The sequence below is a fragment of the Vibrio nitrifigilis genome (assembly GCF_015686695.1).
Classification (GTDB): domain Bacteria; phylum Pseudomonadota; class Gammaproteobacteria; order Enterobacterales; family Vibrionaceae; genus Vibrio; species Vibrio nitrifigilis.
This window is the reverse complement of the sequence record NZ_JADPMR010000001.1, coordinates 448,816-463,431: the sequence shown is the minus strand read 5'-3', so window position 1 is coordinate 463,431 and position 14,616 is coordinate 448,816. Positions and strand designations below refer to the sequence as shown.

Sequence of the window (14,616 nt, the reverse complement as noted above, 5' to 3'; positions counted from 1 at the left end):
CCCCAACTCTATGGGGCACGGTATCTTCGACTCAGTTAAATGAAGCCCAAATAATTGCTATCACCATTAACGGACAAACAAATCGCACATACCAAGGCCAGATTTTTCCAAACGTTGACTGACGAAATTCTGTAAAGCCTTGCTCAAGCTCTTTCAACTTCGTGTTTCGATTCCATACCCAGCCACCAAACAGACAGAACAATAACGCTGTAAAAGGTTGTAGATATTGAGTAGCAACCGTTGCCACTAAACCAAACAGGTCTGCAAAGTGATAAACAATCACGACACTAAAAATCGCTATAATCCCGCCTAGAATCCAACTGGTTGGCGTGCGTTTAGTGTGAAAACGCTCTCCCACAAGAGCAACCGGACACTCTAACATTGAGATAGACGATGTCAGTGCTGCAATAGTTAAGAGTAAGAAAAACACCACAGCAAATAGCTGCCCAAGTAACCCTAAACTATCAAACATCATAGGTAGTACTCGAAATACCAAAGTATCTGAACTCAACAAAGAACCATCTGGCGCATAAATTTGTACGCCTTTATGCATGGCAACAAACATCGCAGGTAATACAACCAGACCAGCAATAAACGCCACAGCAGTATCAACCAACGTCACATTCATCGCCATTTTAGGTAGGTTTTCTTTCTTGCTGAGGTATGAACCATAAATTAGCATTGAGCATCCGCCAATGGTTAGAGAGAAAAATCCCTGTCCCATTGCCGCTAGGATTAATTTTTTATCCCAAATCTTATTAAAATCAGGAATCAAATAATGGCGCAGACCTTCTACAGCCCCTTGCTGCATCATGATATAAACAAACAACACGACAAAGAGAACAAAGAGTGCCGGCATCAGTCGAGTTGACCATTTTTCTATACCTTGTTTTACGCCACCTTGAACGATCAGAATAGTAAAAATATAAAATACGATCGTTCCCAACAGATTACGCTCAACACTAAATCCTTTAAGCCATGTAGTGGCCGCTTCCCAGCCTAAGATATCGGTCATTGCACCGAGCATATAGCAGATAATCCAGCCACCCACAATACTATAAAATGCAAGCACAGCACTGGGCACACTTAAACCTACCCATCCAACGGTTGCCCCCAAGCGTTTAGTCTTTTTATCACTGGTTAAAGCGCGCATGCTATCAACCGGGTTTGCTTGTCCATACCGACCTATCGCCATTTCAACAACCAACATGGGATAAGCAACGACCAAGATCAAAACAAGATAAACCAATAGAAATGCCCCACCACCATTAGTGGCGGCCTGAGTTGGAAACCCCCAAATATTACCAAGCCCGACAGCAGCACCTGCTGCAGCTAAAATAAAGCCAAGTCGAGAGCCGAATGTTTCGCGGGAATTTGCCTGTGTCATGCTTACTCACAATACCAATGAACTAGTTGGCTAGTACAATAAATTAAAATAACTACTCATGCAAACTTTAAAAACATATATAACCAGATAAATATGATTTTTATAACATTAAACTCTAATAATAAACCAAATTTAAGATTTGTATTTTAAGCAAAAAAATACCCTACCTTAGTAGGGTATCTCATCGATTCTGTGAGAGGACATATGGGGTTATATGGTAAATACTTGGTAATCTTTCAACTCAGGAATCTTTTTATGCAGTGATTGCTCTTGTTCAACCATGTCATCAACCGAGTCACACAGCTCATCACGCTTTTTCTCAACTTCTTGCTTGTGATCATTTAGCTGTTTCGTCATTTTTTTCTTCAATTCTTCCATGGTGTTGTTTAACTGAGTCAGATTAAAACCACCATCTTGCTTCATACTTGTCGCGACCGTATTAAATGCACTAGTTAAAAACTGGCTGCTGAAGAGTGTCTGTGCTTTTTTAAACTCTTCTGTCCATTGCTTCTGCATGTTATCAAAAGAACTGGCCGGAAAGACAAACTCGCCGTTTTTATAATACCGACTCTGGATTTTGTCGCTGTATGCCTTAACACTCTGCTTCAAATTATCAAAAGCATGAGGAGCCTTTAAGCTAGTAGCGACATCATCAATAATGCCATCAGCTAAAGTTAGCCCATCGCTAATCATCTTTTGTACCTTAGGTACACTTTGATTCAAACTTTGACGAAATTGTCCGACTTGAGATTTTTGCTCGTCGTTTAAGTTAACCTTTTTGCCATCAATAACCACATTATTGTCCGGCTGCAATTTAGCAACTTGGCCATCGGCTCGGTGAATTTCAACTTTAGAACCATCGAGATGAATTTCATTTTTCACGTCAACACGACACTGAGCTGCCCATACTGAAGAACTGGCCATGAAAGCCGTAAAAAATAGTAATACTTTTTTCATTATCATCTCTCGTTTAACCGATTAAATTCTTTGCTCGAGTAGTGTACCGAACTTTGCTTTTATACCCAAGTCACATCAAAATACGGCGGTGTCAAATACCTAAGTAACAAAATAGTTAAATATCAAAAAAGCTTAGCTGCTCTGCGGGAAGTTCTGGTTTTAACATCACTGATAACCCCAATAAACGAATTTCACGACCTTGCTGGCGCTTAAGCACATCACTAAGTAACCCTTTAAAGTCATCCAGTTCAAGTTGGTGATGAATATGTTCAATGGTCGTCAGTTGAAAATCAGCAAACTTCACCTTTATACCCTGCTTTATGATGGCTCGTTCTGGAGAAGCTTTGGTGAGTCGTTGGTCAAGTTCTGGAAATAATTTCTGTTCAATAACCTGCCAACATTCCTCATAACTGGAAATATTTTCACTAAACGTACGCTCAACACCAACCGATTTACGCTCCCGCTCAACCACAATATCTCGCGCATCGACCCCATGGCTCTTCTTCCATAGAGAAGCCCCTAACCGGCCAAACTTAATCAGTAAACCTCTATAATCACTATTTTTAATATCCTCACACAGATAAAAACCAGCACGATGCAATTTTTCTAAGCTTACTTTTCCAACCCCTGGGATTTTTTCTAACGGTAATTTATCAACGACCGCTTGCACTTTATCAGGCGGAATAACGAATTGCCCATTAGGTTTGTTCATATCGGACGCAACCTTAGCCAGAAACTTGATAGGAGCCACTCCAGCAGATGCTGTTAAGTGTAATTCTTGCCAAATATCACGGCGAATAGCTTCAGCAATAAGGGTGGCACTTCCATGACACAACGTTGTATTGGACACATCTAAATAGGCTTCATCTAAAGAAAGAGGTTCAATAATGTGGGTATATCGGTGAAAAATCGTATGGATCTGTCGAGATACATCTTTATAAACAGACATACGTCCCGGCACCAACAATAGATGCGGGCAAAGCTTAAAAGCTTGCGCTGTTGGCATTGCAGAATGTAAACCGTATTGTCGCGCCTCATAGTTACAAGTACTCAGTACGCCTCTCTGCTTCTGGTTACCACCAACAGCAAGAGGTCGACCTCTGTATTGAGGGTTATCTCTCATCTCAACGGCGGCGTAAAAACAGTCCATATCAATATGAATGATTTTCCGTTGTTGTGATATATTTTCCACAGCCAACCCTCAATGCTGTATATAAAAACAGTGTAGATGAGATTTTTGCACAATCGATGATGAAAAGAAAGCTGAGTCCACACTTACTAGGAATTAAACTGTTTTAGTATTCGGATTAACAATTATTTTTCGCAATTTTCTTTTGTCATTTCTATGCTTAAAAAGTCTCAAACTAAGTGCTGTACGCAAAACTCAGGCGGCTGACTCTCCAAATGACCTCAAGATGTAGCATTCTGAGGTTACTGGGTATGAACACAATATTATGATTGATACCATGCCTGCCTGATATTCGCGAAGCAATGTAACTCCTAAAAACAATTGAACATGAAAGGATATCTCGTTGGATAACAAAGTATTGGTTGTTGAAGATAGCCGCGCATTTCGCAACTACTTACAGAATCAATTAACCAACTTAGGCTACGAAGTGATTTGCTCTGAATCTTTAGCCGAAACAAAAACAATTTTGGCGCAAGAACGTGATTTTTTCTGCACCATCTTAGATTATTGCTTACCTGACGCTCAAGACGGAGAAGCAATAGACTTAGTTCTTGATGCGAAACAAAAAGTGGTGGTTCTCACCGCTACCTTTAATGATGTTATTCGTGAACGTTTTATCGCAAAAGGCGTTTTAGACTACATTTTAAAAGATAGCATGAGCTCTGTTTCTTATCTGATTCCAATGATGAAGCGCTTGCTGAACAACAAACAGCATCACGCTCTCGTTGTCGACGACTCAAAGACCGTGCGCCGTCATGTTTCTCAATTGCTCGAACATCAATACCTCCACACCACCTTAGCTATCGATGGGAAAGATGCTTTACAAAAGCTACAAGACAATCCAGACATCAGTATTATCATTACCGATCATGACATGCCCAATATGGACGGCATTGAAATGATTCGTGAAATTCGAATGAAATACAGTAAAAACGAATTAGCGATCCTGGGTGTGTCGAGTTCAGACGATAAAACGATGACAGCTCGTTTTCTTAAAGCTGGCGCCAATGACTTTTTGGTTAAACCGTTTAATCAAGAAGAGTTTTATTGCCGAGTACATCAACTACTCGATATGAAAGAAGCGACCTCAGAACTCTATAGATTGGCCAATGAAGATGCTTTGACCGGATTGTGGAATCGTCGCTATTTCTTCAGTCAGGATGAAAACACGAGTGATAGTTATCAAAGACACATTGCAATGATGGATATCGATTACTTTAAGAAAGTTAATGACACCTATGGCCATGATGGCGGTGATAAAGTACTCACCTCTATTGCGCATATCCTTAGACTCTATTTTGCTGATGCGGTGGTAGCACGATTTGGTGGCGAAGAGTTTTGCATTCAGTTTTGCGGTGAATATCAATCTTTTATCAATCGATTAGAGAATATGCGTCATCGTGTAGAAAATACCTCTATCCCATTTAATGAAGATTCTATCCGGATAACTATGAGTATTGGGGCGGTCAAAGGCGAGAAAAAGAGAATGGTAGAACAGTTAATTAATATTGCAGACGACAGACTCTATCAGGCAAAAAATAGTGGGCGTAATCAGCTCATTTATCAATGATAGATAGTCTGCTACACCCATGTTCACGTTGGTATTTATAAAATAAATACCAACATCTTATCCCAAATTATGCGATTCGGTCTTTTTCCCATTCTGCAATCATAGCGGCACGTTTTGCCGCTTTAGCTTCACGACGTTTACGCGCATCACAAGGTTCCGGGCAGTTACACACTTTTTCAATACCCACTGCACCTAAGCCGCCACAACTACCACGCACGACTTTTCTTTGAAAAATATAGCCTACTGCCATTGCTGCAATCACACAGACAAAAACAGCGAACGTAATAAGGAATGTATTCATACAATCTGCTCACTCTATTCTTGCTGTTTCAAATAAGGATGAAACCTTTCTGAAACTAGTTCTTTAAATCCTTCGTCAGTTTTGACTATCATCAGCACCGCGATCTGATTCTGCTCAGCGACCTGCATTCCTTTTTTATCACCAAGCACCATTAGTCCTGTTGCTAATCCATCAGCCGTCATACACGATGGATGGATTACGGTTACCGACACCACACGGTTATCTATCGGCTTACCCGTATCTGGATCGATAATATGCGAATAACGCCGACCCTCTTGCTCAAAATAGTTGCGATAATCACCGGAAGTGGCGATTGCCATTTCACCGGGTGAAATCACATGTTGCACCAACCGCTGCTCAGCAATTGGCTTTTCTAATGCGATACGCCATTTGGTATTATCAAGCCTATGGCCTTTAACCTTTATCTCACCACCGATCTCAACCATATAATTATCTATATGGTTATCTTCGAGGTACTTTGCCACTTTATCAGCCGCAAACCCTTTCGCTAACGTCGATAAGTCAACATAAAGGTTAGCCATATCTTTGGTAACAAATAACCCATCAAGCTTAAGATGCTGTATGCCTACTCTCTGTTTACCCTGTTGCAAAGCTTGCTCGCTAGGAATCTTATTAGGACGTCCATTGGGACCAAACCCCCATAAGTTAACCAGCGGTCCTACTGTGACATCGAGTTTCCCCAGGGTCAATGAATGTAAACGAATAGCTTCAGCCAACACCGTTGCCGTATCCGGAGATATACCAAACGGGGTATTGCTCTGAAAACGATTGAAACGACTGAGTTCCGATTCAGGTAAATACGTCGACATCTGATCATTCACTTGCTGCAAGATTGCTCCAATCTCACTTTGCACTTGCTCTGCATCAGGTGCTAACTCATTCGTCACATACTTTATATTGAACCGAGTTCCCATTGTGGGACCACTTAAATGTTGCTGCTCGACCGATGGAGAACACCCCATCAATAGAAATAACCAACAAGCACATAAGAACGCTTTCAATGTTACACCACACCTATTTTGTGTAGTGATGTTAATCTTTGTCAGGCGTGAGCCTGATAATTTCAACATCAATATAGGAAAAAGACCGACTTTTTCATATGTTGACGTTTGACTCTTTGTTTTGCCGACCCAAACAAAGAATGGCTGACTCAGTTGAGTCAGCCATAAACACTTTAGACTATTTGGTGATTAACCACCAAAGTCATCCAATAGAATGTTTTCGTCTTCAACACCTAGGTTGTGAAGCATGTTGATTACCGATGCGTTCATGATCGGTGGACCACACATGTAGAATTCACAATCTTCTGGTGCATCATGATCACGTAGGTAGTTTTCGTACACAACGTTATGGATGAAGCCTGTGTAACCATCCCAGTTATCTTCTGGAAGAGGATCAGACAGCGCAACATGCCATGTGAAGTTGTCGTGTTCAGCAGCTAGTTGATCAAAATCTTCAACGTAGAACATTTCACGAGTAGAACGAGCACCGTACCAGAACGAAATCTTACGTTTAGTATCTAGACGTTTTAGCTGGTCGAAGATATGTGAACGCATAGGAGCCATACCTGCACCACCACCGATAAATACCATTTCAGCGTCAGTCTCTTTCGCGAAGAACTCACCAAATGGACCAGAAATCGTACATTTATCACCTTCTTTAAGTGACCAAATGTAAGAAGACATTTGACCCGGTGGTACGTCTGGGTTGTTTGGCGGCGGAGTCGCAATACGTACGTTCAGCATGATGATGCCGTGTTCTTCTGGGTAGTTCGCCATAGAGTATGCACGGATAATTGGTTCATCCACTTTAGACTCGTAGCGGAACAGATTGAATTTGTCCCAGTCTTCACGGAATTTCTCAGGTACATCGTAGTCTGAGTATTTCACGTGGTGAGCTGGTGCTTCAATCTGAATGTAACCACCTGCACGGAACGGTACAGATTCACCATCAGGAATTTGCAGTTTAAGCTCTTTGATGAAGGTTGCTTTGTTATCGTTAGAGATAACAGTACATTCCCATTTTTTCACACCAAAGATTTCTTCTGGCAATTCAATTTCCATGTCTGTTTTCACAGCAACTTGACATGAAAGACGTTCACCTTCACGCGCTTCACCTTTAGTAATATGGTCAAGCTCGGTAGGTAGAATGTCGCCACCACCAGATTTTACTTTTACACGACACTGGCCACAAGAACCACCGCCACCACAAGCAGAAGATACAAAAACACCTGCACCAGCAAGTGCAGACAGTAGCTTACCACCTGGCTGAGTCACGAACCCTTTCTCAGGGTCGCCATTGATAGAGATTGTAATGTCACCCGTTGGAACTAGCTTAGATTTAGCGAATAGAATCACTAACACTAATACTAGAACAATCAGGGTAAACATCACTACACCAAGAATAATGTCCATTGACTATTCCTTAATTGTTGCGGTTTACCCGACTTACAGTTGAACACCAGAGAAAGACATAAAGCCAATCGCCATCAGACCCGCAGTGATGAACGTAATACCTAGACCACGTAAACCAGGAGGTACATCAGAGTACTTCATTTTCTCACGGATACCTGCAAGAGCAACGATTGCTAACATCCAGCCCACACCTGAACCGAAGCCGTAAACAACCGATTCACCGAAGTTGTAATCACGTTGTACCATGAAAGATACGCCACCAAAGATCGCACAGTTAACTGTGATTAGCGGTAGGAAGATACCTAGCGCGTTGTACAAAGGTGGGAAGAAACGGTCCAGAATCATTTCTAGAATCTGTACCAATGCCGCAATAACACCGATGAAAGTAATAAAGTTAAGGAAACTTAGATCAATGCCTTCACCTAATGCACCTGGTTTTAATAGCAGGTTGTACACTAAGTTGTTCACTGGCACAGAGATAGTCAGAACCACTGTTACAGCGATACCTAGACCAAATGATGTCTTAACTTTCTTAGATACGGCAAGGAATGTACACATACCTAAGAAGAAAGACAGCGCCATGTTTTCGATAAAGATCGATCTAACGAGTAGACTAATATAATGTTCCATGACTACCTTACTCCTTCGCTTCTACTTGTTCAGGTTTGAGTGTACGAATCGCCCAAATCAAGAAGCCGATTAGGAAGAAAGCAGATGGAGCTAACAGCATTAGACCGTTTGGCTCGTACCAACCACCATCTTTAACTAAAGGCAACACTTCAAGACCAAAGATTTTGCCTGAACCTAGAAGTTCACGGAAGAAACCAACAACAATCAGAACAAAACCGTAACCTAGACCGTTTGCAATACCATCAATGAATGATGGGATTGGTGCCGATTTCATAGCAAATGCTTCAGCACGGCCCATTACAATACAGTTTGTAATGATAAGACCAACGAATACTGAAAGCTGTTTTGATACATCATAAACAAAAGCTCGCAGCACTTGGTCTACCACGATAACCAAAGAAGCGATAATAGCCATCTGAACGATGATACGTACACTACCTGGAATGTGGTTACGGATTAAAGAAACAAAAAAGTTTGAAAAAGCAGTTACTACCATAACCGCAATAGTCATAACAAATGCTGTTTCTAGTTTAGTCGTCACAGCAAGAGCAGAACACACACCCAGCACCTGAAGTGCGATAGGGTTGTTGTCCAATACAGGCTCTAACAAACTGTTTTTTAGACTTTTCGCACTAGACATTAGTTTATACCTCCGTCACGACGAACGCTCGCTAGGAAAGGACCGTAGCCCATGTCACCTAACCAGAAGTTGAATTGGCGTTGAACACCATTACTTGTCAGTGTTGCACCTGAAAGCGCATCAACACCGTGAGTAGAGCCTTTAGGAGCACCACCTTTCACGATACGAATTGCCGGTTTGCCATTTTCATCAAACAATTTTTTACCAACGAATTGTGCACGCCATTGTGGGTTTTCAACTTCACCACCCAATCCTGGAGTTTCACCTTGTTCGTAGTAAATAATGCCATCTACTGTGTCCGCATCCATTTCAACAGCAACAAATGCATACATCATAGACCATAGACCATTACCGTGAATCGGAAGGATCATACGAGTGAACCCGTTATCGCCTTTCACTAGGTATACAAGGCCGTAGTTAGCACGACGAATGATTTTACCTGGATCTTTATCTGTTGGTAGTTTGATTGACTGCTTAGGATTGTTCGCTGCTGCACGTTGGTTGTACTGAGAAGCAGGAACACCGTCTGCGGTTTTATCTGACAATTTACCAGTATTGAAGTCCAAAACTTTTGGCACGATATATTGAGAGTAAAGTTCTTGAATAGAACCTTTGCTCATATCAACACCTGATACGTCCAAAATTTTGCTTTGTTTATCTAACGCTGCATTCAGTTCTTGCTTATCGCGTAAACCGACTGCCGCTACCGATACGATGATTGAGCACACTAGGCTCAACACGATAACGACTAACAGCGTTTTCTTAATGCTATCGTTATTGCTTGCCATAGCGCGCTAGTCTCCGCTTGATATTTTTTTCTACAACGAAATGGTCGAACAGAGGAGCAAATAGGTTAGAGAATAGAATCGCTAACATCATGCCTTCTGGATATGCAGGGTTTACTACACGAACCAAGACACACATTACCCCGATCAGAATGCCGTATGCCCATTTACCTTTATTAGTAAATGAAGCAGATACAGGATCTGTCGCCATGAAGAACATACCAAATGCGAAGCCACCTAAAACTAGATGCCAGTGCCAAGGCATGCCGAACATTGGGTTAGTATCAGAACCAATAACATTGAACAGAGTTGATAGTGCGATCATACCGATCATAACACCACCAATGATGCGCCATGATGCAATACCCATGTAAACGATGAATGCTGCACCAATTAGCAATGCTAACGTTGATGTTTCACCGATTGAACCTGGAATATTACCAAGGAAGGCGTCCATCCAAGTGATTGTTTGGCCTGTTGCTGCATTAATTAGGTGAGAACCGGTATGACCTTGAGCCCATTGGCTAAGAGCAGTCGCACCAGAGAAACCATCTGCTGCAGTCCAAACTACGTCACCAGAAATGCTAGCTGGGTAAGCGAAGAATAGGAATGCACGGCCCGCCAACGCAGGGTTAAGGAAGTTACGACCAGTACCGCCGAACACTTCTTTCGCCACAACCACACCAAAGGTAATACCTAGTGCAGCCTGCCATAAAGGCATTGTTGGTGGAACAATCAAAGCAAATAGAATTGAAGTAACAAAGAAACCTTCGTTCACTTCGTGCTTACGTACCATACAGAATAGCACTTCCCAGAAACCACCAACAATAAAGACTGTTAGGTAAATAGGTAGGAAGTAAGTGGCACCCAGCAACATTTTGCTGCCCCAACCAGCATCAGTACCCATGGTGCCACCGATCATTTCGGTGAACCAGTAATGCCAGTTACCGTTAACGATTGCAGTGAATTGCTCACCAGAATACATGTGGTGTAGAGCGGCAATAGCTTGACCACCCGCGTTGTACATACCAAAGAACATCGCAGGGAAAACAGCCAGCCAAACCATGATCATGATACGTTTTAAATCAACGGCATCACGAACGTGCGAGCTTTTATTTGTCACTGTACCAGGAGTGTAAAAAATGGTTGCTGCTGCTTCGTAAAGCGCAAACCACATTTCATACTTACCACCTGGTTCAAAGTGATGCTCGATATCTTCAAGAAACTTTTTAAGGCCCATGAAATTACCCTTCTTTCTCAATCTTATCCAGGCACTCACGAAGTAACGCGCCGTACTCGTATTTACCAGGACATACAAAGGTACACAGTGCTAGGTCTTCTTCATCAAGCTCTAGAGCACCCATGCGCGCTGCGCTATCGGTGTCGCCAGCACATAGATCACGAAGCAACAAAGTTGGCTCCATATCTAACGGCATTACTTTTTCGTAATTGCCGATTGGCACCATTGCACGCTCACTACCACCAGTCGTGGTTGTCATGTTAAACAACTGACCAGAGAATAAGTGGCTAATGAAAGAACGAGTCACTGAGAATTTATTCTTACCAGGCAATGCCCAACCAAGAAACTCTTTATCACGACCTTCACGCAACACAGAAACTTGTAAGTGATAACGGCCAAGGTATGCGTGTGGACCAGAAGCATGAGTACCAGATAGTACTGAACCAGAGATCACTCGAACTTCACCCTGCATGATTTCGTTATCAACGATATCATCAAGGTTTGCACCAATTACGGTACGGATAAGACGAGGATTATTAACCACTGGGCCTGCTAAAGAGATAACACGCTCATTATTAAGCTCACCAGTTAGGAACAACTTACCGAACGTAATCACGTCTTGGTAGTTGATATGCCAAGCAACATTGTCAGCATTCACTGGGAATAAGTGATGCATGTGAGTGCCTGGTAAACCAGCTGGATGCGGGCCGTCAAAAACGTGTTCTTCAACATTTGACTGAGTAGAACGCGGTAAACTTGTACCTTTTTTACAAACGTACACTTTACCTTCGGTAAGGGCAGAAAGCACATCTAGACCAGCAGTAAATGCTTCAGATTGCTCGTTGATAACAACACTAGGCTCTGCCGCTAATGGATTCGTATCCATTGCTGTCACAAAGATTGCTTTCGTGTTTGAATCGATTGCCGGTACCTTGCTAAACGGACGAGTACGTAATGCAGTCCAAAGGCCAGAATCCACCAATTGAGTTTTAACCGCTTCACGGTCAATACCTGCAATTTGGCTGGCTTCAAACTTGTTGAAAGTCACTTGGTCATCACCTGCAACTTCAATCACAACAGATTGAAGTACACGTTTTGCACCACGGTTGATTTCAACGACAGTCCCTGCAGCTGGCGCAGTAAATTTGACTCCTGGGTTCTTTTTATCTTCAAAAAGAACTTGAGCTTTCTTCACTACATCACCTACACGAACATGCATTGTTGGACGCATGCCAACATACTCTTCGCCAAGCAAGGCGACTTTTTTGATGGTTTTACCATCATTAATCACCTGGGCAGGAGTTCCAGAAATAGGAAGGTCCAAACCCTTTTTTATTGTAATCATACGCACTTGCACTACTTTTTTATCGGGAAAAAGATTCTTTGATTGCGCAAATTTGAGGCACACATCACCGCCGACTTGCCTGAAATCGCTAAGATATAAAGACAACCACGATTCGAGTACCTCTTTGACACGACATTTGCTGTGTCAGCTTTGACGTTTTATTAAACACCAAAGTCGCAACATCCTTTTAAAAACCCCATCACATTTTTCACATGAGGTTCGTTAGGTGCCATAGTTTAGCATTTTTTCCGAACTCGATGCCATTATGAATCATGATATTAAAGAGTAATTTCATGATTAATCTCAAGGTTAATCGGATTAATTTGTAGCTACCTGACATATTGCACAGTAACAATTATCCACACCATGAATAAGGAGAATGGTAAATATATTTACCATTTCAATTATAAGTATGAATTATGCTTCGTCGATTTGTTTAAATCCTGTTACATTATTGTCCAAAAAACGGCACCTTGCTGCCTTTTCACACTCATAACGAATAATTAATGACCACCACCCATACACAACGGGCTGTCCGGACTGCCAGAAGTACGCTCTTTCCACTCGTCTTGTGTATAGGTATGAATGGCTAGCGCATGAATATGAGTCCCCAGTTCATCTGCCAACGTTTGATTCACCAAACGATGGCGAGCGATGAGTTTGAGCCCTTCAAATTGGCTACTAACCACTACAACTTTAAAATGACTTTCAGAACCTGGCGGAACGTTATGCATGTAACTTTCATTTTCCACACTGAGATAGTCAGGCTGTAGCGCATTGTGTAACTTCGTTTCGATCACTTCTTGAATCATACTGCTTCCTTGTTGCCCTTTCGGTGTCCAACAAATAGGTTATACGGATAATATAGCGACTAAGTTTACCTCTCAAAGCAGAATAATAGAAAGGTTTTGGTTTGCAGTTCAGTTGCCATTTGCGACAATAGTGGTAATGCCTGTTAATCCATTAAAACTATGAATACTGAGCTAACGCTACATCAAAAAACGCTAACGTTGCACCGTTACCCTGTCCGTACTAATGAGATGCTCCAAGCATGGGATGCTGGGGATGAATATTTAATTAATCATATTGAAGAACAAGAAATCACGCCCCAAAAGCATATTCTTATTCTTAATGATCATTTCGGAGCTCTGAGTTGCTGGTTTTCACAACACCATCGTGTCACAGTCATCAGTGATTCGTTCATATCTCATCAAGGAATTAAGCATAATTTAGAACAAAATCATTGCCCCACAGTGACATTACTCACTTCCGTTGATGATATACCTAATGATGTTGATATGGTTCTTATGCAAATTCCTCGAAATAATCGGTTCTTGGGATGGCAGTTAAGCCAATTACGTACTGCCCTTTGCTCTAATGTTCCTTTGATTGCAGTGAACAAAGCAAAAGACATTCATAATTCAACGCTAAAATTGTTTGAACAATGGTTTGGTGCCACAACGACATCTCTTGCATGGAAAAAACATCGTCTCGTATTTAGCCAACCAAACACTAAAAAAACGGCTGAACATCCACCTTATTTAGAGTGGAATATTGAACATGAGTCGATCATGCTAAAAAACTTACCTAATGTTTATTCAGGTGAAAATTTAGATCAGGGTGCTCGGTTTATGTTAGAACATTTACCGGCGGATCCAAACATCCAGCATTTTACTGATTTAGGCTGCGGAAACGGCGTGCTCTCTGTCAAAATGGGGCAACTAAACCCACAAGCGAATATCCGTTGTGTGGATGAGAGCTTTATGGCGGTGGAATCGGCGCGACAAAACTTGCTATCTAACTTGCAGCATGCTCACCAGCGAGATATAGAATGTTTGGCGAACAACTGCTTAGATAATATTGCAGGACAAAGTACTGATATGGTGCTGTGTAACCCTCCATTCCATCAGCAACAGGCTATCACTGATCACATCGCCTGGCAGATGTTTTGTGATGCTAAGCATGTCCTGAAAAAGCAAGGTAAATTACTGGTTATCGGCAACCGACACCTAAGGTACGATATAAAGTTAAGTAGATTATTCGGCAAGTCTAACGTCAAGACTGTCGCAGGTAATAAAAAGTTTGTTATCTTAGAAGCTACTAAGTGAAGGCTATAGCATTATCATGCTCAAACAAA

Annotated in this window: 14 protein-coding genes; 2 read left to right on the top strand and 12 right to left on the bottom strand. The window is 41.8% G+C overall.

Annotation, left to right across the window (positions count from 1 at the left end):
* Positions 1–31: 31 nt before the first annotated feature.
* The 3 genes from I1A42_RS02005 to dinB all read right to left on the bottom strand — a co-directional run bounded on the left by I1A42_RS02005 (position 32) and on the right by dinB (position 3,527).
* Positions 32–1,387 carry a sodium-dependent transporter gene (locus I1A42_RS02005; RefSeq protein ID WP_196122516.1) on the bottom strand — a complete coding sequence of 452 codons (1,356 nt, stop codon included), beginning with the start codon at positions 1,385–1,387 and terminating at the stop codon, positions 32–34.
* 210 nt (positions 1,388–1,597) lie between these two features.
* The gene (locus I1A42_RS02000; RefSeq protein ID WP_196122515.1) at positions 1,598–2,344 is read right to left on the bottom strand and encodes a DUF2884 family protein; all 747 of its coding nucleotides are present in this window, start codon (positions 2,342–2,344) and stop codon (positions 1,598–1,600) included.
* Between the two features lie 115 nt (positions 2,345–2,459).
* The gene (dinB, locus tag I1A42_RS01995; RefSeq protein ID WP_196123762.1) at positions 2,460–3,527 is read right to left on the bottom strand and encodes a DNA polymerase IV; all 1,068 of its coding nucleotides are present in this window, start codon (positions 3,525–3,527) and stop codon (positions 2,460–2,462) included.
* A gap of 349 nt (positions 3,528–3,876) precedes the next feature.
* On the opposite strand from dinB, the gene I1A42_RS01990 reads away from it, so the two are divergent.
* The gene (locus I1A42_RS01990; RefSeq protein ID WP_196122512.1) at positions 3,877–5,103 is read left to right on the top strand and encodes a GGDEF domain-containing response regulator; all 1,227 of its coding nucleotides are present in this window, start codon (positions 3,877–3,879) and stop codon (positions 5,101–5,103) included.
* A 67-nt stretch (positions 5,104–5,170) separates the two neighbouring features.
* Here the strand turns inward: I1A42_RS01990 and nqrM are convergent, their stop codons facing one another.
* The 9 genes from nqrM to I1A42_RS01945 form a co-directional block, all read right to left on the bottom strand.
* Positions 5,171–5,404 (bottom strand): (Na+)-NQR maturation NqrM, encoded by a 234-nt coding sequence (gene nqrM / locus I1A42_RS01985; protein WP_161153010.1) that lies wholly within the window; start codon positions 5,402–5,404, stop codon positions 5,171–5,173.
* A 14-nt stretch (positions 5,405–5,418) separates the two neighbouring features.
* A complete protein-coding gene (locus tag I1A42_RS01980; RefSeq protein WP_408063523.1) occupies positions 5,419–6,387 on the bottom strand; it encodes an FAD:protein FMN transferase in 969 nt (322 codons plus the stop codon).
* A 228-nt stretch (positions 6,388–6,615) separates the two neighbouring features.
* Positions 6,616–7,839, bottom strand: coding sequence for an NADH:ubiquinone reductase (Na(+)-transporting) subunit F (gene nqrF / locus I1A42_RS01975; RefSeq protein ID WP_196122510.1), 1,224 nt, complete (start codon positions 7,837–7,839; stop codon positions 6,616–6,618).
* A gap of 33 nt (positions 7,840–7,872) precedes the next feature.
* Complete coding sequence (gene nqrE / locus I1A42_RS01970) at positions 7,873–8,469, bottom strand: NADH:ubiquinone reductase (Na(+)-transporting) subunit E (RefSeq protein ID WP_161153013.1); 597 nt, start codon at positions 8,467–8,469, stop codon at positions 7,873–7,875.
* Positions 8,470–8,476: 7 nt separating this feature from the next.
* Positions 8,477–9,109 carry an NADH:ubiquinone reductase (Na(+)-transporting) subunit D gene (locus tag I1A42_RS01965; RefSeq protein ID WP_161153014.1) on the bottom strand — a complete coding sequence of 211 codons (633 nt, stop codon included), beginning with the start codon at positions 9,107–9,109 and terminating at the stop codon, positions 8,477–8,479.
* Positions 9,109–9,897: a Na(+)-translocating NADH-quinone reductase subunit C gene (locus I1A42_RS01960; RefSeq protein ID WP_161153015.1), complete on the bottom strand. Its 789-nt coding sequence runs from the start codon at positions 9,895–9,897 to the stop codon at positions 9,109–9,111. The genes I1A42_RS01965 and I1A42_RS01960 overlap by 1 nt, the downstream gene beginning before the upstream one ends.
* The gene (locus I1A42_RS01955; protein WP_161153016.1) at positions 9,884–11,134 is read right to left on the bottom strand and encodes an NADH:ubiquinone reductase (Na(+)-transporting) subunit B; all 1,251 of its coding nucleotides are present in this window, start codon (positions 11,132–11,134) and stop codon (positions 9,884–9,886) included. The genes I1A42_RS01960 and I1A42_RS01955 overlap by 14 nt, the downstream gene beginning before the upstream one ends.
* A gap of 4 nt (positions 11,135–11,138) precedes the next feature.
* Entirely contained in the window at positions 11,139–12,479 is a 1,341-nt protein-coding gene (locus I1A42_RS01950; RefSeq protein ID WP_161153017.1) for a Na(+)-translocating NADH-quinone reductase subunit A, read from the bottom strand.
* A gap of 503 nt (positions 12,480–12,982) precedes the next feature.
* A complete protein-coding gene (locus tag I1A42_RS01945) occupies positions 12,983–13,291 on the bottom strand; it encodes a BolA family protein (RefSeq protein WP_161153018.1) in 309 nt (102 codons plus the stop codon).
* 159 nt (positions 13,292–13,450) lie between these two features.
* Here I1A42_RS01945 and I1A42_RS01940 point away from each other — a divergent pair, with 159 nt between their 5' ends.
* Positions 13,451–14,587 (top strand): methyltransferase, encoded by a 1,137-nt coding sequence (locus tag I1A42_RS01940; RefSeq protein ID WP_196122509.1) that lies wholly within the window; start codon positions 13,451–13,453, stop codon positions 14,585–14,587.
* The last annotated feature ends 29 nt before the right edge of the window (positions 14,588–14,616 follow it).

Excerpts from the sequence above, each read along its gene's own strand:
- I1A42_RS02005 (WP_196122516.1), bottom strand. The coding sequence starts at position 1,387 with ATGACACAGGCAAATTCCCGCGAAACATTCGGCTCTCGACTTGGCTTT.
- I1A42_RS02000 (WP_196122515.1), bottom strand. The coding sequence starts at position 2,344 with ATGAAAAAAGTATTACTATTTTTTACGGCTTTCATGGCCAGTTCTTCA.
- nqrM (WP_161153010.1), bottom strand. The coding sequence starts at position 5,404 with ATGAATACATTCCTTATTACGTTCGCTGTTTTTGTCTGTGTGATTGCA.
- I1A42_RS01980 (WP_408063523.1), bottom strand. The coding sequence starts at position 6,387 with ATGGGGTGTTCTCCATCGGTCGAGCAGCAACATTTAAGTGGTCCCACA.
- nqrF (WP_196122510.1), bottom strand. The coding sequence starts at position 7,839 with ATGGACATTATTCTTGGTGTAGTGATGTTTACCCTGATTGTTCTAGTA.
- nqrE (WP_161153013.1), bottom strand. The coding sequence starts at position 8,469 with ATGGAACATTATATTAGTCTACTCGTTAGATCGATCTTTATCGAAAAC.
- I1A42_RS01965 (WP_161153014.1), bottom strand. The coding sequence starts at position 9,109 with ATGTCTAGTGCGAAAAGTCTAAAAAACAGTTTGTTAGAGCCTGTATTG.
- I1A42_RS01960 (WP_161153015.1), bottom strand. The coding sequence starts at position 9,897 with ATGGCAAGCAATAACGATAGCATTAAGAAAACGCTGTTAGTCGTTATC.
- I1A42_RS01955 (WP_161153016.1), bottom strand. The coding sequence starts at position 11,134 with ATGGGCCTTAAAAAGTTTCTTGAAGATATCGAGCATCACTTTGAACCA.
- I1A42_RS01950 (WP_161153017.1), bottom strand. The coding sequence starts at position 12,479 with ATGATTACAATAAAAAAGGGTTTGGACCTTCCTATTTCTGGAACTCCT.
- I1A42_RS01945 (WP_161153018.1), bottom strand. The coding sequence starts at position 13,291 with ATGATTCAAGAAGTGATCGAAACGAAGTTACACAATGCGCTACAGCCT.
- I1A42_RS01940 (WP_196122509.1), top strand. The coding sequence starts at position 13,451 with ATGAATACTGAGCTAACGCTACATCAAAAAACGCTAACGTTGCACCGT.